The sequence below is a fragment of the Allobosea sp. P2_A10 genome (assembly GCF_056405115.1).
The window spans coordinates 657,810-682,091 of sequence record NZ_JBFUCS010000001.1; the positions used below are offsets into that span (position 1 = coordinate 657,810).

The 24,282-nt window shown below is 65.8% G+C and carries 25 protein-coding genes; 13 read left to right on the top strand and 12 right to left on the bottom strand.

Going from position 1 to position 24,282, the window contains the following annotated elements; all coding sequences use genetic code 11:
- The first annotated feature begins 59 nt into the window (after positions 1–59).
- From AC1DZY_RS03205 to rpoH, 4 genes are all read left to right on the top strand, one after another.
- The gene (locus tag AC1DZY_RS03205; protein ID WP_476818604.1) at positions 60–1,079 is read left to right on the top strand and encodes an NAD-dependent epimerase/dehydratase family protein; all 1,020 of its coding nucleotides are present in this window, start codon (positions 60–62) and stop codon (positions 1,077–1,079) included.
- A 50-nt stretch (positions 1,080–1,129) separates the two neighbouring features.
- Entirely contained in the window at positions 1,130–1,876 is a 747-nt protein-coding gene (locus tag AC1DZY_RS03210; protein ID WP_476818605.1) for a hypothetical protein, read from the top strand.
- Between the two features lie 60 nt (positions 1,877–1,936).
- Positions 1,937–2,980, top strand: coding sequence for an RluA family pseudouridine synthase (locus AC1DZY_RS03215; RefSeq protein ID WP_476818606.1), 1,044 nt, complete (start codon positions 1,937–1,939; stop codon positions 2,978–2,980).
- A gap of 218 nt (positions 2,981–3,198) precedes the next feature.
- The gene (gene rpoH, locus AC1DZY_RS03220; RefSeq protein ID WP_476818607.1) at positions 3,199–4,095 is read left to right on the top strand and encodes an RNA polymerase sigma factor RpoH; all 897 of its coding nucleotides are present in this window, start codon (positions 3,199–3,201) and stop codon (positions 4,093–4,095) included.
- Positions 4,096–4,316: 221 nt separating this feature from the next.
- On the opposite strand, the gene AC1DZY_RS03225 is transcribed toward rpoH, so the two are convergent.
- On the bottom strand, positions 4,317–5,369 hold the full coding sequence (locus AC1DZY_RS03225; protein WP_476818608.1) for a DUF2125 domain-containing protein: 1,053 nt from the start codon (positions 5,367–5,369) through the stop codon (positions 4,317–4,319).
- A 106-nt stretch (positions 5,370–5,475) separates the two neighbouring features.
- Between AC1DZY_RS03225 and AC1DZY_RS03230 the strand changes: the two genes are divergently transcribed.
- Complete coding sequence (locus tag AC1DZY_RS03230) at positions 5,476–6,039, top strand: gamma-glutamylcyclotransferase (RefSeq protein WP_476818609.1); 564 nt, start codon at positions 5,476–5,478, stop codon at positions 6,037–6,039.
- A 6-nt stretch (positions 6,040–6,045) separates the two neighbouring features.
- Here AC1DZY_RS03230 and AC1DZY_RS03235 read toward each other — a convergent pair whose 3' ends face one another.
- The 5 genes from AC1DZY_RS03235 to ftsE form a co-directional block, all read right to left on the bottom strand.
- Positions 6,046–6,435, bottom strand: a complete 390-nt coding sequence (locus tag AC1DZY_RS03235) for a hypothetical protein (RefSeq protein WP_476818610.1) — start codon at positions 6,433–6,435, stop codon at positions 6,046–6,048.
- Positions 6,436–6,518: 83 nt separating this feature from the next.
- Positions 6,519–7,292: a lysophospholipid acyltransferase family protein gene (locus tag AC1DZY_RS03240; RefSeq protein WP_476818611.1), complete on the bottom strand. Its 774-nt coding sequence runs from the start codon at positions 7,290–7,292 to the stop codon at positions 6,519–6,521.
- Between the two features lie 51 nt (positions 7,293–7,343).
- Positions 7,344–8,009, bottom strand: a complete 666-nt coding sequence (locus AC1DZY_RS03245; protein ID WP_476818612.1) for a YdcF family protein — start codon at positions 8,007–8,009, stop codon at positions 7,344–7,346.
- Between the two features lie 225 nt (positions 8,010–8,234).
- Positions 8,235–9,224, bottom strand: coding sequence for a cell division protein FtsX (locus AC1DZY_RS03250; RefSeq protein ID WP_476818796.1), 990 nt, complete (start codon positions 9,222–9,224; stop codon positions 8,235–8,237).
- Positions 9,217–9,885: a cell division ATP-binding protein FtsE gene (gene ftsE, locus AC1DZY_RS03255; RefSeq protein WP_476818613.1), complete on the bottom strand. Its 669-nt coding sequence runs from the start codon at positions 9,883–9,885 to the stop codon at positions 9,217–9,219. Before ftsE ends, AC1DZY_RS03250 begins: the two co-directional genes overlap by 8 nt.
- 264 nt (positions 9,886–10,149) lie before the next feature.
- Between ftsE and AC1DZY_RS03260 the strand changes: the two genes are divergently transcribed.
- The 4 genes from AC1DZY_RS03260 (at position 10,150) to AC1DZY_RS03275 (ending at position 13,552) form a co-directional block, all read left to right on the top strand.
- Positions 10,150–10,959 carry a zinc-ribbon domain-containing protein gene (locus AC1DZY_RS03260; protein ID WP_476818614.1) on the top strand — a complete coding sequence of 270 codons (810 nt, stop codon included), beginning with the start codon at positions 10,150–10,152 and terminating at the stop codon, positions 10,957–10,959.
- A gap of 140 nt (positions 10,960–11,099) precedes the next feature.
- Positions 11,100–11,660 carry a hypoxanthine phosphoribosyltransferase gene (gene hpt, locus AC1DZY_RS03265; RefSeq protein WP_476818615.1) on the top strand — a complete coding sequence of 187 codons (561 nt, stop codon included), beginning with the start codon at positions 11,100–11,102 and terminating at the stop codon, positions 11,658–11,660.
- Between the two features lie 3 nt (positions 11,661–11,663).
- Positions 11,664–12,038, top strand: a complete 375-nt coding sequence (locus AC1DZY_RS03270; RefSeq protein ID WP_476818616.1) for a response regulator — start codon at positions 11,664–11,666, stop codon at positions 12,036–12,038.
- A 167-nt stretch (positions 12,039–12,205) separates the two neighbouring features.
- The gene (locus AC1DZY_RS03275; RefSeq protein WP_476818617.1) at positions 12,206–13,552 is read left to right on the top strand and encodes an Nramp family divalent metal transporter; all 1,347 of its coding nucleotides are present in this window, start codon (positions 12,206–12,208) and stop codon (positions 13,550–13,552) included.
- Positions 13,553–13,720: 168 nt separating this feature from the next.
- Here AC1DZY_RS03275 and AC1DZY_RS03280 read toward each other — a convergent pair whose 3' ends face one another.
- The gene (locus AC1DZY_RS03280) at positions 13,721–14,230 is read right to left on the bottom strand and encodes a TspO/MBR family protein (protein ID WP_476818618.1); all 510 of its coding nucleotides are present in this window, start codon (positions 14,228–14,230) and stop codon (positions 13,721–13,723) included.
- A gap of 112 nt (positions 14,231–14,342) precedes the next feature.
- Between AC1DZY_RS03280 and AC1DZY_RS03285 the strand changes: the two genes are divergently transcribed.
- Positions 14,343–15,497, top strand: coding sequence for a trans-sulfuration enzyme family protein (locus AC1DZY_RS03285; protein ID WP_476818619.1), 1,155 nt, complete (start codon positions 14,343–14,345; stop codon positions 15,495–15,497).
- Positions 15,498–15,662: 165 nt separating this feature from the next.
- Here AC1DZY_RS03285 and AC1DZY_RS03290 read toward each other — a convergent pair whose 3' ends face one another.
- Complete coding sequence (locus AC1DZY_RS03290; protein WP_476818620.1) at positions 15,663–16,253, bottom strand: glycoside hydrolase family 19 protein; 591 nt, start codon at positions 16,251–16,253, stop codon at positions 15,663–15,665.
- A gap of 119 nt (positions 16,254–16,372) precedes the next feature.
- Positions 16,373–16,894, bottom strand: coding sequence for a cysteine dioxygenase (locus AC1DZY_RS03295; RefSeq protein WP_476818621.1), 522 nt, complete (start codon positions 16,892–16,894; stop codon positions 16,373–16,375).
- 184 nt (positions 16,895–17,078) lie between these two features.
- Here AC1DZY_RS03295 and AC1DZY_RS03300 point away from each other — a divergent pair, with 184 nt between their 5' ends.
- Entirely contained in the window at positions 17,079–17,558 is a 480-nt protein-coding gene (locus AC1DZY_RS03300) for an Lrp/AsnC family transcriptional regulator (protein ID WP_476818622.1), read from the top strand.
- A 79-nt stretch (positions 17,559–17,637) separates the two neighbouring features.
- Entirely contained in the window at positions 17,638–18,942 is a 1,305-nt protein-coding gene (locus AC1DZY_RS03305) for an aminotransferase class V-fold PLP-dependent enzyme (protein ID WP_476818623.1), read from the top strand.
- 111 nt (positions 18,943–19,053) lie between these two features.
- Here the strand turns inward: AC1DZY_RS03305 and AC1DZY_RS03310 are convergent, their stop codons facing one another.
- Entirely contained in the window at positions 19,054–20,676 is a 1,623-nt protein-coding gene (locus AC1DZY_RS03310) for a peptide chain release factor 3 (protein WP_476818624.1), read from the bottom strand.
- 153 nt (positions 20,677–20,829) lie between these two features.
- Between AC1DZY_RS03310 and AC1DZY_RS03315 the strand changes: the two genes are divergently transcribed.
- Positions 20,830–22,512: a methyl-accepting chemotaxis protein gene (locus tag AC1DZY_RS03315; RefSeq protein ID WP_476818625.1), complete on the top strand. Its 1,683-nt coding sequence runs from the start codon at positions 20,830–20,832 to the stop codon at positions 22,510–22,512.
- Positions 22,513–22,527: 15 nt separating this feature from the next.
- On the opposite strand, the gene AC1DZY_RS03320 is transcribed toward AC1DZY_RS03315, so the two are convergent.
- Together AC1DZY_RS03320 and AC1DZY_RS03325 are read right to left on the bottom strand one after the other, a co-directional pair.
- Positions 22,528–23,289, bottom strand: a complete 762-nt coding sequence (locus tag AC1DZY_RS03320; RefSeq protein WP_476818797.1) for an ABC transporter permease — start codon at positions 23,287–23,289, stop codon at positions 22,528–22,530.
- 11 nt (positions 23,290–23,300) lie between these two features.
- Complete coding sequence (locus AC1DZY_RS03325) at positions 23,301–24,227, bottom strand: ABC transporter ATP-binding protein (protein WP_476818798.1); 927 nt, start codon at positions 24,225–24,227, stop codon at positions 23,301–23,303.
- Positions 24,228–24,282: the final 55 nt, after the last annotated feature.

Genomic DNA, 24,282 nt, shown 5'->3' on the forward strand with positions numbered 1-24,282 from the left:
AGGCAATTTAGTTTTACTGAGTGGGCGGGCATCCTTGGCTCATCGCAAAGGAGATCGTCATGTCCCACACCGCCTCCACCGTTCACATCCCTCGCATCGCACTCGTTCTCGGCATCAGCGGCGGCATCGGCCGCGCGTTTGCCGTCGCTCTCCATGGTCGCGGCTATGCCATCCGCGCCCTTGCGCGCGATCCCGAAAAGGCCGCCGCCGCCTCGGCTCTGCCCTTCGCCGTCGAATGGTTCAAGGGCGATGCGTTCCAGCGCCGCGACGTCCTGCAGGCGGCCCGGGAGACGGCGGTCATCGCCCACGCCGTCAACCCGCCTGCCTACGCCAAATGGCGCGAGCGCGCCGTGCCGATGCTCGCCAACACCATCGTCGCCGCCCAGAACACCGGCGCGCGCATCCTGTTCCCCGGCAACATCTATGTCTTCGGCCCCGATGCAGGAACGCTCGTCCATGAGACCTCCCCACAAAACCCGACCTCGAACAAGGGCGCGGTCCGGGTCGATATGGAGGCGATGCTGCGCCATGCCGCGCAAGACGGCGTGCGCTCGCTGATCGTCCGCGCCGGCGATTTCTTCGGCCCCGATGTGCCCAGTTCCTGGTTCACCCAGGCGGTCGCCAAGGGCGGCCGCGGCGCCAGCGTGATCCAGGACCTCGGCGCGCCCGGCATCGGCCATAGCTGGGCCTATGCGCCCGATCTCGCCGAGACCTTCATGCGCCTGCTCGACCATGAGCAGGACCTCGGACGCCACGACGTCTTCCATTTCCAGGGCCACTGGATACCCGACGGCCATGGCATGGCCGCCGCCGTTCAGCGCGCGATCGGCCGGCAGGTTCCGATCCGGCGCTTCTTCTGGCCTTCGATCTATCTTGCGGCGCCCTTCGTCGGGTTTCTGCGCGAACTGATCGAGATGCGCTGGGTCTGGAGCGAGCCGCTCCGGCTCGCCAACGACAAGCTCGAGGCGCTGATCGGTCCCGAGCCACACACCCCGCTCGACGCGGCCATCGCCGCCTCGCTCGCGCCGCTGCCGACCAGCCAGGCGCGCCCCGCGCGTTACGCCGCCGTCAACGCCTGACCCATCGCCAAACCCGTCTCGCAAGCCCTCGTACAGGAAAGACCGCCCTCATGTCCGCTCTCGCCATGTTCTACCCCGCCGTCGCAGCCGAACCAGCTCCGCGCCGAACCGGAACCCGCGGCCTCGCGCGCCGTGTCGCCGGTCTCGCGCTTCTGCAGACCGTGCTGTTTGCAGTGCCCATCATCGTGCTCGGCCGCGCCATCGGCTGGCCGGCCTCACTCAGATTGCCCGCCGAAAAAGCGCTGCCGCTGATCGCGGCGGAGGCCGACGCGGTCCTGCTCGGCTACGGCGCCTATCTCCTGGTTTCGCTCGCGCTGATCCCGCTCGCCTTTGCGCTTCGGGGCTGGCTTGCGACGCGCGGCGTCACCGGCTGGTGGCCTGACGCTGTGGCCTTCATCGGGGCCGGAGCCGGCCTGTTCAAGACGCTCGGCATCGTGCGCTGGCTTTCGGTGATGCCGGTGCTCGCCGCTGAGTTCGAGAAGACGACCGACCCTGTCGCCCTGAAAATGATCGCCCTGACCTACAGCGCCATCAACAGCTACGCCGGCGCGGTCGGCGAACTCCTCGGCGTGCAGATCCTGAGCGGCCTCTGGCTCGCCGCGATCGGCCAGGCTCTGTTTGCGATCGGCAAGGTCTGGCTCGGCCTCTTCGGCTTCGTCTGCGGCGCGCTGTTCCTGCTGACGGGCCTGCGCGTCGTCTGGCCGGACGCAGCCCTGATCCAGAGCGCGGCCGTGCCGCTCGCGCTGATCTGGTTCGTCGTCCTCGCAACCGCCATATGGCGCGAGGCTCGCGCCTGAGCCGTCGCACAGCGCCGAAAAGGGGTGCGGGTTTCGCCCGCGCCCCTTATAGCGTCCCTGATGACCATGACATCAAACGATCAAGACGCCGCGCCTCTGGCCGGCGTCACCTTGCTGGTGACGGCCGAGCAGGCCGGCCAGCGCCTCGACAAGGCCCTGACGCTGCTCGCCGTCGAAATCTCGCGGGCGCGCCTCCAGCAGGTCATCAAGGATGGCGGCGTCAGCCTGAACGGCGCGGTTTTCACCGATGGCAGCCGCAGGGTCGTCGAGGGCGACGAACTGGCGCTGGTCATGCCGGCGGCCAAGCCCGCCGACCCGATCGGTCAGGACATTCCGCTGAACGTCATCTATGAGGACGAGCACCTCATCGTCATCGACAAGCAGCCCGGCCTCGTCGTCCACCCCGCCGGCGGCCATGAGGACGGCACGCTGGTCAATGCGCTGATTGCCCATTGCGGCGACAGCTTGTCCGGCATCGGCGGCGTCAGGCGTCCGGGCATCGTCCACCGGCTCGACAAGGACACCAGCGGGTTGCTCGTCGTCGCCAAGAACGACCGGGCCCATCAGCGGCTGGCGAAGCAGTTCGCCGATCACGGCCGCACCGGCCCGCTGCAGCGCGCCTATCTCGCCATTGTCTGGGGCTTTCCGCGCCGGCCGCACGGCACGATTGCGGCCAATATCGAGCGCTCCAACAAGAACCGCGAGAAGATGGCCGTCGTCGGCGAGGAGCGCGGCCGCGAGGCGATCACCCATTTCACCGTGCTGGAGCGCTATCCCGCTCTGCTCAAGGGCACACAGGAGACCGAGCCGCTGGCGAGCCTGGTCGAGTGCCGGCTGGAGACCGGCCGCACGCACCAGATCCGCGTTCATATGAGCCATCTGGGCCATCCCTTGCTCGGCGACGGGCTCTATGGCTCGGGTTTCGCGACCAAGGCCGCGCGGCTTCCCGAAAGCGCCCGCAATGCACTGGCCTCACTCGACCGCCAGGCGCTGCATGCGGCGATCCTCGGCTTCGAACACCCTGTTACCGGCGAGGAGATGCTGTTTGAATCCGAGCCGCCCGATGATTTTGCAAAATTGCAAGATTCACTCGCGAGCCTGTGAGAGACACTGGCGTTCTTGCCTATTTTCGGACATGCTGTCCTGCAATATAATGCCCATCGGATGCGGATGGCCAAGGGGGCGCCGCATGTGGCCGACCAGACGCTGAACCGGAATCCGGCTGCCGCGTTATGGTAGGTTGCAGAATCCGAAGCCTGCGCGAAGGTTGATCGCGCGGTTGGCCTGCCGCGAAGCGGGGGCCAGAGAAGGAGAACGAGCATATGGCGATTGCGTCGCTGCCCGTCATGTCCGCGGAGGGCGGACTTTCACGCTATCTGGATGAAATTCGCCGGTTCCCGATGCTGGAGCCGAACGAGGAATTCATGCTGGCCAAGAGCTGGCGCGAGCATGGCGACCGCGATGCGGCGCACCGGCTCGTCACCTCCCATCTGCGGCTCGTCGCCAAGATCGCCATGGGCTATCGCGGCTACGGCCTGCCGATCGGCGAAGTCGTGTCGGAAGGCAATGTCGGCCTGATGCAGGCGGTCAAGCGTTTCGAGCCCGACAAGGGTTTCAGGCTCGCGACCTATGCGATGTGGTGGATCAAGGCCTCGATCCAGGAGTACATCCTGCGTTCCTGGTCGCTGGTGAAGATGGGCACCACCGCCAACCAGAAGAAGCTGTTCTTCAACCTGCGCAAGGCCAAGAGCAAGATCTCGGCGCTGGGCGAGGGCGATCTGCGGCCCGAACAGGTCAAGACGATCGCGACCAAGCTCGGCGTCAACGAGCAGGACGTCATCGACATGAATCGCCGGCTGGGCGGCGACGCCTCGCTGAACACGCCGCTGCGCGAGGATGGCGACGGCGAATGGCAGGACTGGCTGGTCGACGACAGCGAGAGCCAGGAGCGCCGCTTTGCGGATTCGCAAGAAAGCGACAACCGGCACTCGGCTCTGCGCGAGGCCTTGAGCGTGCTGAACCCGCGCGAGCGCCGCATCTTCGAGGCGCGCCGGCTGGTCGACGACCCGATCACGCTGGAGCAGCTTTCGGAAGAGTTCAGCGTCTCGCGCGAGCGCGTCCGCCAGATCGAGGTCCGCGCCTTCGAGAAGGTCCAGGACGCTGTCAAGAAAGCACTGACCCGCATCGAGGCGCCAAGGGCGGCGCTGCCGGCAGCGTGAGATTCGTCTCGCGATAACCAGAATGAAAGGGGCGCAATGCGCCCCTTTTTTGTGCTCGTTCGCCAGACCATCCACAATCGAACAGCTACGCCGTCATTCCGGGCGCAGCGAAGCGCAGGCCTGGAATCCATCGTGGAGCGCCGCACTCTATGACGGATTCGGGATCGACGCTGCCGCGCCGCTTGTCTGGAATGACGACTGTGGTTGCTGCTTCGTTGGCCTCAATACAGCGGCATGAGTGGCTGAAGCGGCAGGCGGATCGGCCCGAGATAGACCCGCCCCTCGCGTAGCACCACCGGCGGTAGCGCGGTCAGGCCGGGCGCGACGCCGGGCAGTTGCGCGCTGAGGCGGCCGCCAAGCAGCGCGCCCAGACCCGATGCGATCCCGCCGACGGGGATGCCGGCGATCTGTTTGATGCCGGCCAGCGACGCCTGAATCCGGCCCGAAAGGCGATGCGTCTGATCGAGCAGAAATAGGCCGCTGGCCTCGACGCGGGCCGTGCCCTTGACCGAAACCAGCTTCGTCAGCTCGATCTGCCCGCCTGCATTGCGCCAGCCTTCCAGCGCATCGGGATTGAGGCCGAGCCTGAAGGCCTCCGTCTGCGTCAGCGTCGCCTCGATATCGACATCGCCCGCGTCGCTGATCCCGAGCAGTTGATCCAGCGCCGGCAGCACCGAGCCCTTGGCGTTGATCGCCAGATCGACGGCATGGTCGGCCGCCGGACGCGTGGGATTGCGACGCAGATGCGTCTCCAGCCGCGTGGCGCGCCAGCTCTCATTGGCCTGGCCAGCCGCGCTCAGCGTGGCATTGGGCTCGGTCATGACCAGCGAAAGCCGCTCGGGATCGCCGGCATTGTGGCTCAGGCTGGCCTCGAACAGGCTCCAGCCGAGATCAAGCCTGCGGCCTTCGGGCAAAGTCGCCTGCAGGGGGCCCGTCACCTGCGCGATGACGAGGCCCGGCGTATAGATCTGCCCGATGGCCAGCGCTGGCCCCGTCTGGACCCTGACCGCCTCGCTCCAGCGCGTCGAGGTCAGCGAAAGCGTGGCGCAGCGCAGTTCGACGCGGAAGGGAAAGCCCGAGATCGAACGGTCCGTGCAGGTCCAGCTGCGGCCGAGGCCCGCCTCGCGCATCAGCGCCGCATCGACCGCCTCGGCGACCCGTCCGCGTACGACGAACCAGAAGCCGACCCATGCGGCAGCCAGGCCTGCGACCAGCACGAAGGGCGCATAGAGCCAGAAGCGACTGCGGCGGCGCGTGGCGGCGATATCGGTCATGCAGGCTTGATCCATTGCGCGAAAGCGGGCGGATTGTTAGCTCCCGCGACAGGCGAGCGCCAGTGCGCGTTCAATCAGGACGGCGCGGCCGAATTATGGGGCGGTGATGACGATCGATTTCGGCGCGGAAGACCTTTGGGTCTTCGGCTATGGCTCGCTGATCTGGAAGCCCGGCTTTCCGTTCGCGGAGAGCATCGGCGCCCGGCTGCACGGCTATCACCGTTCGCTTTGCGTGTTCTCGCATGTCCATCGCGGCACGCCCGAGCGGCCAGGCCTCGTGCTTGGCCTCGATCGCGGCGGCATCTGCCGGGGCCTCGCCTTCAGGGTGGCGGCCTGCAACGCAATCGAGACCGTCGCCTATCTGCGCGCCCGTGAACAGGCGACTGCGGTCTATCTCGAGCGCCACATGCCGGTGCGCCTGGAGGATGGGCGCAGTGTCAGGGCGCTGGTCTATGTCGCCGACCGCAAGCACCTGCAATATGCCGGACGCCTGCCACCCGAAAAGCTGCTCGAACTGGTCCGCCATGGCCGCGGCAGCTCGGGCGAGAACCCCGACTATGTGCTCCAGACCCATGAGCATCTGCGCAGGATGGGCGTGTTCGACCCGGTCCTCGCCGATCTCGCGCAAAAACTCGCATCTGCGCCTGGCGGCAAGCGGCCTAATGCCTGAAGCAGTTCAGACCTCGGGCATCAGGTCGAGCAGCGCCGCGCGCCGGCTGATGCCGTCCTCGGCCAGCAGATGGACATGGATTTCGCAGGCGCCGGCCGCCAGCACAGCCTGCCGCCAGCGGGTCAGCGCCGCTTCCAAGCCGAACGGCCCGCTGTCGCGCGCCGCCAGCACCTGACGCTCGGCCGAGACCGCAAGCAGGACCGCGTCCGTGAAGCCGAGAGCGTGGTCGTCGGCGCCGGCGAACACCGAGGCGACATAACGCCGCCCCGAGCACCCGCGCCAGGCCGTGAAGCGGCGCTCGCCGAGAGCAGCCGTGCTGCGCAGCGGCATCTCGCGGGCGGAAACGACGGGCTCGTCGGCGAAAAGATCAGCGTGCGAATAAGCGAGAGCGGCCATGCCGTTCCTCCTTTGTTCAGAACAAAATGAGAACGGACGTAACGTCTGTCAAGGTGATTCAGGCTGCGGCTGCTCCGCTCCTGTCAGGATTTGTCAGCAGCATCTATCTGCGGGGCGAGCCCGATCGCGGCAAGCTCGGCGCGGCCTTGCGCCAGGAGCCGGTCGCTAGCGGTCTCGATCGTATCCTGCAGCAGCGCCTGGAACTGGGCCTTTCTCATCCCAGGCGCGATCGGCGGCAGGATTTCCATGCGGATCGTGCCCGGCAGGCGCAGGAACTTGCGGCGCGGCCAGTACAGCCCCGAATTGAGCGCGACCGGCAGGCAGGGCACCCCAAGATCGGCGTAGAGATGGGCGACGCCGAACTTGTAATCCGGCGGCGCGCCGGCGGCCCGTCTCGTGCCCTCCGGGAAAATCAGCAACTGCCGGCCGTTCTCGCCGAGTTCGATCCTGGCGCGCCGCGTCACCTGCGCGAGAGCGCGCGCCCGACCGCCGCGATCGACCGGGATCATCCGCATCTTCATCAGGCACCAGCCGAAGAACGGGATCCAGGTCAACTCGCGCTTGAGGATGAAGACCGGCTCGGGGAACATCGCGACCAGCACGAAGGTCTCCCAGAAGGACTGGTGCTTGGCCGCGACCATCATCCCGCCGCTGGGAATGTTCTCCATGCCGATGACCTCGTGGCGCAGACCGGCGGTGACGCGCATCAGGAAGAGCGCGCTGCGGGCCCAGCCGGTCGCGACCTTGAACATGACCCGTCGCGGCAGCAGCAGCGCCGGGAAGGCGGCGAAGACCAGCCAGAGCGACAGGTTGATGTAGAACACCACATTGGCGACGAGGGAGCGCAGGATCAGCATGGCGCGCAAAGAACCTGCCGGCCCGCCGCCGTCAAGACGGCAATGTCGGGATCAGGCCTGGTGGCGATGACCATTCAGACGCGTGCGCTTCTCATATTCAGGCCCGATCAGCCCCGCAGGCTTAGGCGAGAGCGGTTTGCGGCCGCCGATGATAACCGAAAGGCGCGAGGTCTCAGGGTCGCTCTCGAAATTGCTGCGCAGCCTTGCGACCAGATATTTCGCATACTCCGGGCCCAGCAGCCTGACCGCACTCCAGCGCCTCCACCAGGCGGTGACGTCGACCTGATCGGTCACCACAGGATGCGACACGAGCGTCACACCGGGCATCGCATGGGCGAATTCGGCCAGGACGCGCGGCATGTGATAGTTCGACGTCACCACAAGCAGCGACCGGAAATCATGTTGGCGCAGCCAGCGCCTGGCCTCGATGGCGTTGCCGATGGTGTTGCGGGCGCGATAGTCGAGATCGACGCAGCAGCCGAGCAGCTCGCGCGCGGACGGATTGAGCTTGGCCAGTTCCTCGCGCCCGGTCTTCTCGTTGACGCCGCTGATCAGCAGCCGCGAGCCCCGCTCCGCGCCGAGCAGTCCGATCGCGTCGCCGATGCGCTGCGATCCGCCGGTGACCACGACGATCGCGTCGGTGCGCGGCACCGCCAGCGGCTCATGCGGCTCAAGCCCGGATGCAAAGCTGCCATAGCCGACACCGAGCGCCAGCATCGCAGTCCCCGCCGCGCAGGCCAGAACGACCCCGATGCGACGCAGCCAGCTCTTTTCCGCTGGCCGCACAACCGGCGACCGCGGCAGAACCTGCCGCCCGTTTCGTCCTGCCGGCAGATGCTCGTGACTGCTTCCGATCATAACCATGACCTTTGCAGGCTATATCGCCAATCGGGCATTAAGGGGGCAGTTCCGGTCAAGCTTTGCCGCATTGGTTAAGCGTCGTTAAGCCAGAATGCGCAGGTAATGGCGCACTGTGAAGCGGGAGACGAGGCCGGCAATCGCCGCCACGACCATCGCCACCAGAATGACGGCAGCATAGCCAGCCCAGCCGATCTCGAACGCCCCAAACAGCGCCTGCAATTGTTCGGCCTCGGGAGCCGCACTCCAGCGTGACGCCATGAAGCCGAGCAGTGCGATGACGCAGATCGCGGCAAATCCGCCGACCGCCCCGCCGCGCAGGCCCAGCCTGACGAACCTGCTCTGGAACTCGCGCGCGATGAAGGCGTCGTCGGCGCCGACCAGATGCAGCACTTCGACGCTGTCGCGGCTGCCGGCCATGGCGCCGCGCGTTGCAAACGCCACCGCCAGCGCCGCCGCCGCCAGCACGAGCATGACCACGGCGGCGCCCGACAGGATGATGGTGTTGGCCATGGTCGAAAGCCGGCGCAGCCAGAGGCGATGATCGTCGAGGATGGCGCTGGGCACCTCACGCCGCAGCGCAGCGCTGAACGCCGGCAAGTCCGCGCCGACGCTCGATTTCAGCTTGAGTACGATCAGGCGCGGCACCGGCAGTTCGACAAGATCAAGCCCGGTCCCGAGCCAGGGCTCGAGCAGCTTGTCCGATTCGGCCTTCGGCACGACGCGCACGCTCTCGATCGAGGCGACACCGGCGGCCAGCCCGACGGCCTGTGTCAGGTCCGCCTCGATATCGCGGCGTGAATCGGGCCTGATCTGGATCGTCATCTCGTTGGCGACCGCGCCGCGCCATTGCTCGGAAGCGCGCGCGGCCAGCACGGCGGCGCCGGCGCTGAGCGCAGCCAGAAAGGTCAGGATCGCGATCACCGCCATCAGCGCCCGCCCGGCGACCGAATCGACCGGCACCAGCGGCTGGTCGCGGCGGATATTGGGCGGCAGCGCTGGCTCTTCATGCGCGCCCTCATCGGCATAATCGGCCTCGGCGTAGCCGGCATCATGACTGTCGGGATCACGCATCGACATGCAGATGCCCGTCGGCCAGCACGAGGCGCGGTGCGTCGTACTGTTCCATCAGCGCCAGATCATGCGTCGCGATCACCACCGCCGTGCCCAGCGACTGCAATTCCATGAACAGCCTGAGCAGGCGGCGGCCGAGGCCGGGATCGACATTGCCGGTCGGCTCGTCGGCGAGCAGCAGTTCCGGCCTCGCGATCAAGGCGCGTGCGATCGCGGCGCGCTGCTTTTCTCCACCCGACAACACTGGTGGAACCGCATGCATGCGCTCTCCAAGCCCGACCCAGCGCAGCAGTTCGACGACTTCGGCGCGATAGCTCGCCTCCTCCTTGCCGAGCACGCGCAACGGCAGCGCCACGTTCTCGTAGAGGGTCAGATGGTCGAGCAGCCGGAAATCCTGGAAGACCACGCCCATGCGCCGGCGAAAGGCTGTGAGTGTGTCAGCATCCAGCCGCGCGACATCCTGCCCGAACAGGTTGACCAGGCCGCGCGTCGGTTTCAGCGCCATCAGCACGAGCCGGATCAAAGTGGTCTTGCCGGCTCCCGACGGGCCGGTCAGATACTGGAACGAGCGCGGCTCGATACTGAAGTTGATGTCCTTCAGCACCTCCGGGCCCATGCCGTATCGCAGGCCGACATTCTCGAACCGAACCAAACCGCTCATCCCTCCCGCGTCACCGCGCGAATCTCGATGCAGACGATCCTACACCCGTTTGCGTCCGTTGGCCGAAAGCCAGCACGCCCGAAGCCGACGATGCCGCACAGGGTCTTCACGAAGCGTTAACCATAAATCGCGCCAATGGAGCGGCATGCACGCGACTGCGCGCGGCAGGGCTTGAAGTGCGACATATCGGCGGCAAAAGCTCTGATGCGGCGGCTAGCGTACGCCCGAAGCCACGGCAATGAAGGAGTCCGACCCGGCGAGCCCATGCAGATCGTCTGTCCATCCTGCTCCAGCCGCTACGAACTCGACGCGGCCAAGCTCGGCCCCGCCGGGCGCAAGGTGCGTTGCGCCTCGTGCCAGACGCAGTGGCATGTCGAGCCGACGCTCGAATTCCCGGAAGCGCCCAGCCCCGAGGAGACACAGGCGCTCCTGAACGAGGAACTGGCGCGCGCAGCCGAGATCGACGAGCAGGTGACCGCGGTGACGGCCGAACACGAGGCGCTCGAGCACGAGCATGAGCATGAGCCCGAGGAAGTCGCCGAACCCGTCCAGCCCCCGCCGCGCAAGCGCGGTGGTTCCGCAAAAAGCCGAAAATCCGCGCCGAAAGCTGATGTGCACCGTTTGCGCGGAAGCGCCGTTCCCATTGCGTTGGCGCTCGGCGGCGTCGCCCTGATCGGACTGCTCGCCTGGCAGCGCAATCTTGTCGTGCGCGCCGCGCCGCAGCTTGCCGCCGTCTTCGAGACGCTGGGGATGCCAGTCAATGTCCGCGGCCTCAGCCTGACCTCGATCGAGAGCGGGCTCGTCGAGGAAGGACAAAGTCGCTTCCTCGTCGTCGAGGGCGATATCACCAACATCACCAAAGGCGTCGCCCCGATGCCGCCGATCGAGGTCGCGGTGAAGGATGCGGGCGGCCAGACGCTCTACACCTGGACGACCGATCCGCCCCGCCCGAATCTGGAGCCGGCGGAACTCGTGCGCTTCCGGGCCCGGCTCGCCGCGCCGCCCGAAGCCGGCAAATCGGTGCAGGTGCGCTTCGTTTCCGCCAAACCCACCGGCCTTGCGGCGGCACACTGAAGCCTTTCCCGCAGCCAATCATGCCATCCGGCTCTGGCCGATCCGCCGGGATGCTGTAAACCTGCCTGTCATGGACGAGGCGCAGCCTTCTGCGCGAGAATGGACCGGCCGCGCGTCGGCCGCGAAAGGACGACGAGACGATGTCTGAAGCCCGGCGCATCAGGGTGCTCTACGACGAGGCGACCATCGCGCGCCGCAATGAGGAGATGGCGCAGGCGATCGCCGCGAGCGCGCCGCCCGATCTCCTCGTCGTCGCCGTGCTGAAGGGCAGTTTCATGTTCGTCGCCGACCTGATCCGGGCGATGCACCGCGCCGGCATGACCCCGCAGGTCGAGTTCGTACACCTGTCGAGCTACCGCAACGCCACTGTCTCCTCGGGTCAGGTCGAGATTCTGCGCGATGTTCAGAGCGATGTCCGCGGACGCCAGGTGCTGCTCGTCGACGACATTCTCGAATCCGGCCGGACGCTCGCCTTCGCCAAGGATTTGCTGGCGGCGCGCGGCGCATCGAAGGTTTCGACCGCCGTGCTGCTGGAAAAGCCCGGCAAGCGCGCCGTCAACATCAAGGCCGATCATGTGGGCTTCGACTGTCCGGACTATTTCGTCGTCGGCTATGGCATGGACGTCGCCCATGCCTACCGGCAACTGCCCTATGTCGGTGTCGTCGAGACGGCCGATCAGGCCGGCCTGCCCGGGATCTGAACCATGTCGCGCATTCTGGTCGTCGATGACGAGGAGAGCCTGCGGGCGCTGGTCGCGCGCGGCCTGACCATGGACGGGCACGACTGCATGATGGCGGCCGACGGCGCCGAGGCGCTGGACGTGCTGATCGCGGAGCAGGGCCGTTTCGACCTGCTTTTGACCGATATCCGCATGCCTCTGATGGACGGAATCGCGCTGGCGCTCGCCGCCAAGCAGGAATTCCCCGATCTCACGATCATGCTGATGACCGGCTATGCCGAGCAGCGCGAGCGGGCCAAGAGTCTGGAGGCGATCGTCTCCGAGGTGATGATCAAGCCTTTCACCATCGCCGATCTGCGCGCGACGGTGCTGAAAGTGATCGAACGCTCGATCGGCTGAGCTACCGAAAGCCACTCCGGACTGCCCGCAAGCCGTCGATTCGACGGCGGAACCGCGCTGTTTGCGCGCGGCCGGATTTTTATTGCAACCGATTTGCAAAAGCGTTGACGCAGCCCATTCGATTTGCAATTCTGCTCTTGCAAATGAATTGCAGCTAGGACGACGGCATGAGCATCGAGTCGGCAACCGAACCAAAGCAGGCCAGCTGGACGCGCCAGCGCGGCGAACCGTCCCTGCTCGACGTGTTCAGGTCGATTCCGGTCGCGGCCGGCCAGACGCCCTGGCGCAAGTTCCTGACCTTCCTCGGACCGGGCTATCTCGTCGCCGTCGGCTATATGGACCCCGGCAACTGGGCGACCTCGCTCGCTGGCGGCGCGCAGTTCGGCTACACGCTGCTCGTCGTCGCTCTCGTCTCCAACATCATGGCGATCATCCTGCAGTCGCTTTGCGCCAGGCTCGCCATCGCGACCGGCCGCGACCTCGCCCAGGCCTGCCGCGACGCCTATCCGCGCTGGGCGTCATGGCCGCTCTGGCTGCTGGCGGAACTGGCGATCTGCGCCACCGACCTCGCCGAGGTCATCGGCACCGCGATCGGTCTCAACCTGCTGTTCGGCATCCCGCTCGAGATCGGCGTGCTCATCACCGCGCTCGACGTGTTCATCATCCTGTGGCTGCAGACCAAGGGCTTCCGCAAGATCGAGGCCTTCATCATCGTGCTGACCGGCGTGATCGCGCTCTGCTTCGCCATCCAGATCGCGCTCGCAAGCCCCGACTGGGGTCAGGTCATCCGCGGCTTCGCGCCGACGACCGACATCATCACCAATCCCAACATGCTGTTCATCGCGCTCGGCATCATCGGCGCGACGGTGATGCCGCATAATCTCTATCTGCATTCCGGCATCGTCCAGACGAGGGCCTACGGAGACAGCGTTCCCGAAAAGCGCGAGGCGCTGAAATACGCCACGATCGACTCGACCGTCGCACTGATGTTTGCCCTCACCATCAACGCCGCGATCCTGATCCTGGCGGCGGCGACCTTCCACAAGACCGGCCAGACCGAGGTCTCCGAGCTCGGCCGCGCGCATGAACTGCTCGCCCCGTTGCTGGGCGCCTCGATCGCACCCTCGCTCTTCGCCATCGCTTTGCTCTGCTGCGGCCTGAACTCCACGGTGACCGCCACCATGGCCGGGCAGATCGTGATGGAGGGCTTCATCGACCTGAAGCTGCCGGCCTGGATGCGCCGGCTGGTGACGCGGCTCGTCGCGATCGTGCCCGCCATCGTCGTCACGCTGATCTATGGCGAGAGCGCCACTGCCAAGCTGCTGATCCTCTCGCAGGTGGTGCTGAGCTTCCAGTTGCCCTTCGCGATCGTGCCGCTGGTGATGTTCACCGGCTCGCGCGCCAAGATGGGCGAACTGGTCGCGCCGCGCTGGCTGACGATCTCGGCGGCCGTGATCGCGGTGATCATCATCGCGCTCAACATCAAGCTGCTCTACGACACGGCCGTCGGCTGAGGCGGGCCGGGCGGTTCAAAATTCGCGTTCGGAAACACGACTGTCGTCCCGGGCGCAGCGCAGCGGAGACCCGGGATCCATTCCTGAAGCGTTCCGGAATGGATCCCGGGTCTCCCTTCGGTCGCCCGGGATGACGGCGCGGTTTTCAAATAACGATAGTGACGGCAGCTACCGGTTGAGCCACCAGATCGAGACGTTCAGCACCGTCGCGAAGGAAACCCAGCCGACATAGGGCCATTGCAGATTGGCGGCGAGACGGTCGAGCGGCCTGAACAGGGCGACGGTCGCCAGGATCGCCGCCAGAAACGGGACGATCACGAAAATCCCGCCAAGCGGACTGTTCAACCCGAAGAAGACGCAGGACCAGGCTAGGTTCAGCGCCAGTTGGGCGTGATAAGCGAGGAGCGCCTTCGCCTTGCCCGGCATTCCCGCCGGCAATCGCAAAATGCGATAAAGGCTGTAGGCCATTAGCGCAAAAAGCGTCGTCCAGACCGGCCCGAAGACCCAGTTCGGCGGATTGAAGGGCGGCTTGGCGATCGTCGGATACCAGCTCGCGACCTGCGGAAGCGTGACGGCGTTGCCCAGCAACGACACGGCTATGACCGGCACGATCGCGATCAGGGCGTCGACCCAGAACGGTCTTGGCGCTGTTTGGGCTTGCTGCGATATCTGGCTCATGCTTGCGACATGGGGCGCGACTGCGTTCCCGGCAAGCTCTCGCTCTTGCGCCAGCCCCCGTGCCTGCGCCAGATGGCCATTCCCGTTCCCATGGAACCCGCTCGGATCTCCCATGCCAAAGCGCCCGCTCCACCCCCGCTCACTCGCCGCGCAGGCCATGGGCAAGATCGACCCGACGACCAGGGCGGTGGTGACGCCGATCCACATCGCCACCACCTATATCCGCGACGAGGACAACGCCTATTCCTCCGGCTTCGTCTATGGCCGGCCCGACAACGAGACCATCCGCGAGGCCGAGAGCGTGCTCGCCATGCTGGAGGAGGCCAAGGCCGGCGCGCTGCTCTTTGGCTCCGGCATGGCTGCGGCGACGGCGGTCTTCCAGGCGCTTTCGCCGGGCGACCATGTCGTCGCCTCGAAGGTGATGTACTGGGCGCTGCGCTCCTGGCTGCTGACGGAGGCGACGCGCTGGGGGTTGAAGATCGATTTCGTAGAGACCGACGACCTCGTCGCGCTCAAAGCCGCCGTAACGCCCGGCGTAACGAAGCTGGTCTGGGCCGAGACGCCCTCCAACCCGCTCTGGACCATCACCGATATTACCGGCGCAGCCGAGATCGCCCATGCCGCCGGGGCGAAGCTCGCCATCGATTCGACCTGCGCCTCGCCGGTGCATACGAAACCGCTGGTTCTGGGCGCGGACATCGTCATGCATGCTGCGACCAAGGTCCTGAACGGCCATTCCGACGTCGTCGCCGGCGTGCTCTGCGCCCGCGAGGACGATGAATTCTGGGGCCGCGTGAAGACCGTGCGCAAGATGCAGGGCGGCATCCTCGGACCGTTCGAGGCCTATCTGCTGATGCGGGGCTTGCGCACGCTCCATGTCCGGCAGGAGCGCCAGAGCGCCTCGGCGATGATGCTGGCGCAAAAGCTCTCGGCCCATCCGCTGGTGGCGCGCGTGCTCTATCCCGGCCTGCCGCAGCATCCCGGCCATGACATCGCCGCCCGCCAGATGGAGGGGGGCTTCGGCTTCATGCTCTCGGTCCAGGTGACCGGAGGCGAGAAGGCCGCGATCGGAACCGCCGCCCATGTCGAGCTCTACAAGCGCGCGACCTCGCTGGGCGGTGTCGAAAGCCTGATCGAGCATCGCGCCTCGATCGAGGGCGCGGGCTCGCCCTGCCCGACCGACCTGCTGCGCCTCTCGACCGGCATCGAGGATGTCGGCGATCTCTACGACGACCTCGACGCGGCGCTGAAGGCCGGGCACGGCTGAATGTCGCGCCACCTTTCGTAAAACGCCGCCGTCATCCTGGGCGAAGCGCAGCTTCGTCCCGGGATCCATCATAGAACACGGCGACGCTTTACGATGGATCCCGGAGCTGCACCGCGTTGCGGCTTGTCCAGGATGACGCTGTGGTTCGATCACAAACGACAGGGCTCAAACCCATATCCCCTTCGCCGCCGCCAGCAGCTTCGTCCGCTCGGCCAGCCCGTTGCGGCCGCCGTTTATCAGCTTCGTCACGCCTGCGACGTCATCGGCATCGGCCGCCGCGTTGATGCCACGCTCGCGCCAATAGGCGAAGGCGATGGCAAGCGAGATGTCGGGCTGCATGGCGAGATCCGGATTCTGTTCGAGATCGACGCCGACAAGCTTGCCGTAGCGGCGATAATTGGCCCGGCCCGTCAGCTGGAATACGCCCCTGCCGTGGAAACGCGCGCCATCTCCTGCCTGCGTGTTGCCGAGATCGCGCCGGCCCTCATAGCGGGCGAAATAGGCCGCTCCGCCATATTCCCGCAGCGTCCGGAAACGGTCGGTCTCCTGGGTCGCCTGTGCCATGAAATGGCAAATTCGCAGACGCGAGACGACGCCATGATCGGCGGCAAGGCGATCGAAGCCAGCTGCGATACCCGTGATGATCGACGGCTTTCCGGACGGCGCGAGCCTGCGCAGCCGACTTTCGGTGACGGCGAGCGCAGCGGACGGTGGCGCTCCCACCGGCGCGGCTGCACCGGTTGCTTGCATCGACATGGTTTGCTCCCCTTGCGAAGGGAGCCATCATCGGCGCTGGCGCAGTAGCCGGGGATAAGGAGCGCGCTGGCTCTCTCAGGCGGAGCTTGCCACTTGCAGCGAGCCGTACCCGACGCTTCTCAGCCGCTCACGGCGATATACTCGGCCTCGATCGACGAGGCATGGGCCTCATGGTCGAAGCCGTAGATGTGGATCGAGATCGCGTCGCCCGTGCCGAGATTGCGCATGCGATGGATGTTTGGGCCTGAGGGAAGCATGCAGCCGACATAGCTGGCCTTACGCTCCTGTTCCTCGGTCGCCACCGCACGGGTCGCGTCGATCGCCCGATACCAGGTCTCGGTGACCGTGCCCGCGACGACGCCGAAGCAGCACGAACAGTGGTGGTCGTGGATCGAGGTGGCCGAGCCTTCGCCCCAGACGATCGCCCAGACGCTGACGGCGTCGTTGCCGACGAGCAGGTTGCGCGTGTAGCAGCCGGGCTTGCGGATCAGAGGCAGCCGCTGGATCAATTCGGGCATGGCGACGAGTTCACGCAGCACCCCGCGCGCGGCCGCGAGATAGTCACGCGACAGCGTGCCCTCATGGGTCCGAAGGTTGCGCAAAACCGTCCCGCGCCGCTCTTCGCTCAGAAAACCCTGCATTCCCGCCGCTCCGCCCGATCATCCAACGCCATCATGATAGCGGACATGGCTGAAAGCGGTTTTCAATCTTGCGCGAATTGAGCTCAAACTAGAAAGCCATTGCCAGATATATGCCTAAAGTGAGAAAAATTTTGCTGGTAGCGTCCAGCCGACGAGAAGCGCTTTCCGAATCGTGGGGAATGTCATGGCCAGGCTCGACGCCTTCGATCTCAAAATCCTCGCGCGCTTGCAGCAGGATGCGAGCCTGCCGCTGGCGGAGCTCGCGGAAGCGGTCGGCCTGTCGGCGACGCCATGCTGGCGGCGGGTCCAGAAACTCGAAAGCGCCGGCTACATCAAAAAACGGGTCGCGCTGCTCGACCGCGAACTCCTTCAGGCCGGGGTCACCGTCTTCATCGCGGTCAAAACGGCGCGCCATTCCATGGAATGGCTGGAGCGCTTCCATACGGCGGTACACGACCTGCCCGAGATCGTCGATTTCTACCGGATGAGCGGCGAGATCGACTATCTGCTCAAGGCCTGCGTGTCCGACATCGCCGCCTATGACGCGCTCTACAAGAAGCTGATCTCGCGCATCGACCTCAACGACGTGACCTCGATGTTTGCGATGGAGGAGCTGAAATCGACGACGGCGATCCCGCTGGGTTTCGCGGCGCAGGGATTGTGACGAGAACGCCGCGCAAACGTCACAGGACTGAGATGGCGTCTGACTAACTCGACGGGCCAGACCCGTGGAGATGACGATCATGTCGAGTGAGCTTGCCCAGACCAGCCGTCGCAACCTCCTGCTGGGTCTCGGCGCCGTGACGCTCGCCGCGCAGGCCTCGACCGCGCTCGCCCGCTCGCTGCCGGCGCTGCCGACGAGCGCGATCGCCACCGACGCGACCTATTGGGGGGCCGTGCGCAATCTCTACAGCGTCACGCCGGACATGGTGAACCTAGAGAACGGCTATTGGGGCATCATGGCCGAGCCGGTGAAGGCCGAATACAAGCGCCTGACCGATTTCGTGAATTTCGAGAACACCGTCTATGCCCGCACCAAGATCGGCGCGGACCTCGACGCCGTCCGCACGCCGCTTGCGGAATTTCTCGGCGTCGCTCGCGAGGAAATCGCGCTGTCGCGCGGTGCGACCGAGGCGCTGCAGGCGCTGATCTCCGGCTACAACAAGCTCAAGGCCGGCGACACGGTGCTCTATGCCGATCTCGACTATGATTCGATGCAGTACGCCATGAATTGGCTGAAGGACCGGCGCGGCGTCGATGTCGCGAAGTTCGACATTCCCGAACCGGCGACGCGCCAGGCCGTGCTTGACGCCTATGACGCAGCGCTCAAGGCGAACCCGAAGACCAGGCTGCTGCTGCTCACCCATATCAGCCACCGCACCGGGCTGATGATGCCGGTCAGGGAAATCGCCGCGATGGCCAAGGCGCGCGGTGTCGACGTCATCCTCGACGCCGCCCATAGCTGGGGCCAGATCGACTTCCAGGCCAGGGATCTCGGCATCGATTTCATCGGCTTCAATCTGCACAAATGGATCGGCGCGCCGCTCGGCGTCGGCATGATCTACGTCGCCAGGGAGCGCCTCGCCGATATCGACCCCTACATGGCCGACGAAGACTTCAAGGCTGACGATATCCGCTCGCGCCTGCACACCGGCACGCCGAATTTCGCCGCGCAGCTCACCGTGCCCATCGCCCTCGCGCTGCATCGGGAGATCGGGCCGCAGGCCAAGGAGGCGCGCTACCGCCATCTGCGCAACTACTGGGTCGCCAGGGCGCGCGAGCTCAAGGGCGTCGAGGTCCAGACGCCGGACGATCCGACGATGGTCGCCGGCATCACCTCGTTTGCCCTGACCGGCAAGCGCTCGCCGGCCGAGACCAACGCGATCGTTGCCAACCTGCGCGACCAGCACAAGGTGATGACCGTGCGGCGCGGCGGCGTCGCCAAGGGCAACACCATCCGGATCTCGCCGGCGCCCTATCTGATGGAAGCCGATTTCGACAAGTTCGTCGCGGCGCTGGCCGTGGTCTCGGGCAACCGGGCCGGATGACGCTTCGTCATTCTCAGGCGAAGCGAAGCGCAGACCCGGGAATCTCAAGACCAGAGGCCGCTGGTTTGGCCAGATGCTCGGGTCAAGCCCGAGCATGACGGAGGGCTGATCTCAGCCCTTCGCCACCTTCTGATAGTCCTTCACATCGGAGAAGCTCACCTCCGGTGCGCGCTCGGCGTCGTATTTCAGCGTGAACTGGCTGGACGCCATGAAGACCGGGTCGCCATCGAGATCGTCGGCCATCGAGGACGGCTTCAGGCCGACGAATTTCTGCAGCGCGACCTTGTCGTCGCTTGAGACCCAGCGCGCGATCGAGAACTGGCAGGGTTCGAAATCCACGGGCAGCGAATACTCCGCCTCCATCCGTTCCTTCAGCACGTCGAGCTGAAGCGCCCCGACGACACCGACGATGGCCGGCGCGCCGTCATGGGGCAGGAAGAGCTGGACGACGCCCTCCTCCGCCATCTGCTGCAACGCCTCGCGCAGCTTCTTGGCCTTCATTGCGTCCTTCAACTTCACCCGGCGCAGGATTTCCGGGGCAAAGCTCGGCACGCCCTTGAACACGATGTCCTCGCCCTCGGTCAGCGTGTCACCGATCCGCAAGGTGCCGTGGTTGGGCAGGCCAACGATGTCGCCGGCATAGGCCTCCTCGGCGATCGAGCGGTCGCGGGCGAAGAAGAATTGCGGCGCATTCAGCGGCATCGGCTTGGCGGTGCGCACGAGCTTTGCCTTCATGCCCCGCGAAAGCTTGCCCGAGCAGACGCGCATGAAGGCGATGCGGTCGCGGTGGTTGGGGTCCATGTTCGCCTGGATCTTGAAGACGAAGCCGGTCATCTTCGGCTCATCCGCCTCGATCGGCCTTTTGTCGGCGATCTGCGCGCGCGGGCTTGGCGCGTAGGCGCCCAGCGCATCGATCAGGTCGCGCACGCCATAGTCGCGCAGCGCCGCGCCGAAATAGACCGGAGTAAGGTGGCCCTCGCGGAAGGATTGCAGATCGAAGGGCTTCAATCCCTCTGCGGCGAGAAAGACCTCCTCGCGCCAGACATCGGCTGCGCCATGGGGCAGGAGCTCGTCGAAGAGCTTGTCGTCGGGGCCAGAGACCGCCAAATCCTGGGCGCTCTCGTCGCCCTTCTGGTTGCGGCGGAAAGTGTTGGCCTTGAGATCGTAGGTGCCGACGAATTCGCGCCCGCGCCCGACCGGCCAGGTCATCGGCGCGACATCGAGCGCCAGCGTGTTCTCGATCTCGGCGATCAGGTCGAACAGATCACGCGTCTCGCGGTCGACCTTGTTGATGAAGGTGACTATCGGGATGTCGCGGAGCCGGCAGACCTCGAACAGCTTCTTGGTCCGCGCCTCGATGCCCTTGGCTGCATCGATCACCATCACGGCGGAGTCGACCGCCGTCAGGGTGCGGTAGGTGTCCTCGGAGAAGTCCTCATGGCCCGGCGTGTCCAGCAGATTGAAGACGTGCCCGCCATATTCGAAGGTCATCACCGAGGTGACGACGGAAATGCCGCGCTGGCGTTCGATCTTCATCCAGTCCGACGAGGTCTGGCGGCGGCCGGCCTTGGCGCGGACCTCGCCGGCAAGCTGGATCGCGCCGCCGAAATACAAAAGCTTCTCGGTCAGCGTCGTCTTGCCGGCGTCGGGGTGCGAGATGATGGCGAAGGTGCGCCGGCGCTCATGGGGGGCAGCGGTCGCGATGGCTGCGTCGAGGATCGAGATGTCGGTCATAGCCGTTTGAGAACAGGATGAGACCGGCGAAGTCAATCGGCCGGCGGGCGGGCTGGTCAGGCGATTACGTTGGATTAATCATTCATCGCCCATAATCAGCCTTTGAATCCGTCTTCCCATGCCGTTTTGACGACCGAAAGACCGCTCCCGCCGATGGCCGTCCTGCGCAAGATTTCGAGCCAGATTTTCGCGGCCGTGGCGTTGCTGGCGCTTGCGGCTGTGCTCACGATCATCATCGGCGTGCAGACGCTGACCCGATACGCCGCGATGACCGACGAGATGCAGGCCGCCTCCCGACGGGTGCTGATGGCCGAGCGCATGAACGGCTTCGTCAATGGCGTCGTCATGGAGACGCGTGGCATCATCATGAGCCGCGATGCCCAGGATGCGGAACGCTTCATCAAGCCGATGCTGGACGATCTCGCGGAAATCCGGACCGTGCTCGAGGAATGGAGCAAGATTATCCGGCCCGAGGATCGGACGCTGTTCGGCGAGGTTGCGCTCCAGGTCGAGGCCTTCCTGCAATTGCGTACGGAAGCCGCTCGACGCGGACGCGAACGGGGGCCCGCCGCCGTCGATGAACTGACCAACAACGACACCAACCGGAGCAATCGCCAGGCGTTGAACGTCGCGCTCAAGCGCATCGCCAAGATCAGCGACGCCGACAGTTCGGCCATCGACGCCAGGCTTGATCTGCTTCAGGACGACAGCGTCCGCGCGCAGATCATCATCGGCGCGGCAGTCATGCTGCTCGGGCTCGGCTTTGCGCTGTCGATCGTCCACTGGCGCGTGGCCAAGCCTCTGCGCGAGCTCGCCCGTACGATGCAGCGCCTCGCCCGGGCCGAGTCCGTCGAGGCCATCGCATCCGCCTCGCGGCCTGACGAAATCGGCGACATGGCGCGCTCCGTCATGGTGTTTCGCGACAATTCGATCGCACGGACGGCACTCGAGGCCGGTGCGCGCGCGACCGATGCCGCGACGCTGCAGCGTCAGGCGCGGCTGGAGCAATTGATCGCCGATTTCGACGCGCGAATCGACCTTGTCCTCGACACCGTCCGCGCCAGCAGCAGCGAGATGGAAACGACCGCACGCAAGCTCGCGGCGACATCGACAGATGCGACGGCTCAGGCCTCCGGCGCGCGCCTGGCGTCGCTCGACGCATCGAACAATGTCCGCGCCGTCGCCGCGGCGTCCGAGGAGCTTTCGGCCTCGATCTCGGAGATTTCCGATCGGGTCGGCAAGGCCAACAGTGTCGTCACCACCGCAGCACGGGACGCCGGCGCAGCCTCCGTCAGCGTCGCCAACCTGGCCAAGGCCGCGAGCAGCATCGGCAAGGTCGTCGAGCTGATCCGCGACATCGCCGCCCAAACGAACCTGCTCGCGCTCAACGCCACGATCGAAGCCGCGCGCGCCGGGGAAGCCGGGCGCGGTTTCAGCGTCGTCGCCAGCGAGGTCAAATCGCTCGCCAGCCGAACCGCACAGGCCACCGACGAGATCGCCGGGCAGATTTCCGCCTTCGAGGCCGAGACAGGCGGTGCGGTGGCGGCGATCGAGACGATTGCCGGCGTCATGCGCGAGGTTGCCCAGCATACGGTCGCCATCGCCGGCGCGACCGCCCAGCAGATGGCCGCGACCTCCGAGATCGCCTTCAGCGCCCAGGCGACAGCGACCGGCACCGCCAATGTCGCAAGCCAGATGGAGGCCGTGACCACGGCTTCGGAAGCGGCGATGACCTCGGCCGGCCATGTTCACCGCACCGCCGAGAAGCTCGCCGGCGAGGCGCATATGCTGCGCGGCGCGGTCAAGACCTTCTTCGAGGACGTCCAGGCCGCCTGAGCGGCCTTTCGCCCGTCAGTTCTTCAGGCGATACCCGGTCCGGAAGATCCAGCCGACGGCGGCGATGCAGGCGGCCAGGAACAACAGAGTCATGGCCAGGCTGATGCCGAGCGCGACATCGGCGACACCGTAGAAACTCCAGCGGAAGCCCGAGATCAGATAGACCACAGGGTTGAACAGCGCGACGTTCTGCCAGAACGGCGGCAGCATGCCGATCGAGTAGAACGAACCGCCCAGAAACGTCAGCGGCGTCACCACCAGCAGCGGCACGACCTGCAGCTTCTCGAACCCATCCGCCCAGATGCCGATGATGAAGCCAAACAGGCTGAAGGTCGCAGCCGTCAGGACCAGGAAAAGCAGCATCCACAGCGGATGCTCGATCCGCAGCGGCACGAACAGCGCCGCCGTTGCCAGAATGATGAGGCCAAGCACGATCGACTTCGTCGCGGCCGCCCCGACATAGGCGAGCACGGCCTCCCACCACGCGACCGGGGCCGACAGCAGCTCGTAGATCGTGCCCGTGAATTTCGGGAAATAGATCGCGAAGGACGAATTGGCGATGCTCTGCGTCAGCAGCGACAGCATGATCAGGCCCGGCACGATGAAGGCGCCATAGGCGACGCCGTCGATCGACTGCATGCGCGAGCCGATCGCCGCGCCGAAGACGACGAAATAGAGCGAGGTCGAGATCACCGGCGAGACGATGCTCTGCAGCGGCGTGCGCCAGGTGCGCGCCATCTCGAACAGATAGATCGCGCGGATGGCGTGCCAGTTGATCGAAAAGCCGCTCATCGACGGTCCCTCACCAGGCTGACGAAGATGTCCTCGAGCGAACTCTGGTCGGTGCGCAAATCCCTGAAGCTGATGCCAGCCTGGCCGAGATCCTGCAGCAGCGTGGTGATGCCGGTGCGCTCTGCCTTTGTATCATAGGTGTAGACGAGCTCGGTCCCCTGCGCCGCCAGCACGAGGCCATGCGCGGCCAAAGCGGGCGGCACGGCTTCCAGCGGCTCCTGCAGCGACAGCGTGAGCTGCTTCTGGCCGAGCTTGCGCATCAGTTCGGCCTTGTCCTCGACCAGGATGATCTCGCCCTTGCTGATGACGCCGATCCGGTCGGCCATCTCCTCGGCCTCCTCGATATAGTGCGTCGTCAGGATGATGGTGACGCCGCCCTCCTGCAGCCGCCGGACCAGCTTCCACATATCCTGGCGAAGCTCGACATCGACGCCGGCTGTCGGCTCGTCGAGGAACAGGATCTGCGGCTCGTGAGCCAGCGCCTTGGCGATCAGCACGCGCCGCTTCATGCCGCCAGACAGCATGCGGATCATGGTGTCGCGCTTGTCCCAGAGCGAAAGATCCTTGAGAATCTGCTCGATCAGCTCCGGATTCTTCGCCTTGCCGAACAGGCCGCGACTGAACGAGACCGTCGCCCACACCGTCTCGAATGCGTCTGTGGTCAGTTCCTGCGGCACCAGCCCGATCTTGGCGCGGGCGGCGCGGTAGTCGGTGAGGATATTGTGGCCGTCGGCGAGCACCGTTCCAGAACTCGGATTCACCAACCCGCAGATGATGCTGATCAGCGTCGTCTTGCCTGCGCCGTTGGGCCCCAGCAGCGCAAAAATCTCGCCGCGCCTGATCTCCAGATCGACGGACTTCAGCGCGCTGAAGCCGGACTTGTAGGTCTTCGACAGTTTGGAGACGGAAATGATCGGAGACATGGCGGCAGTGTCGGTCATGGACGCGATATAGGGCGTCTTGGGCGGCGATGCGATG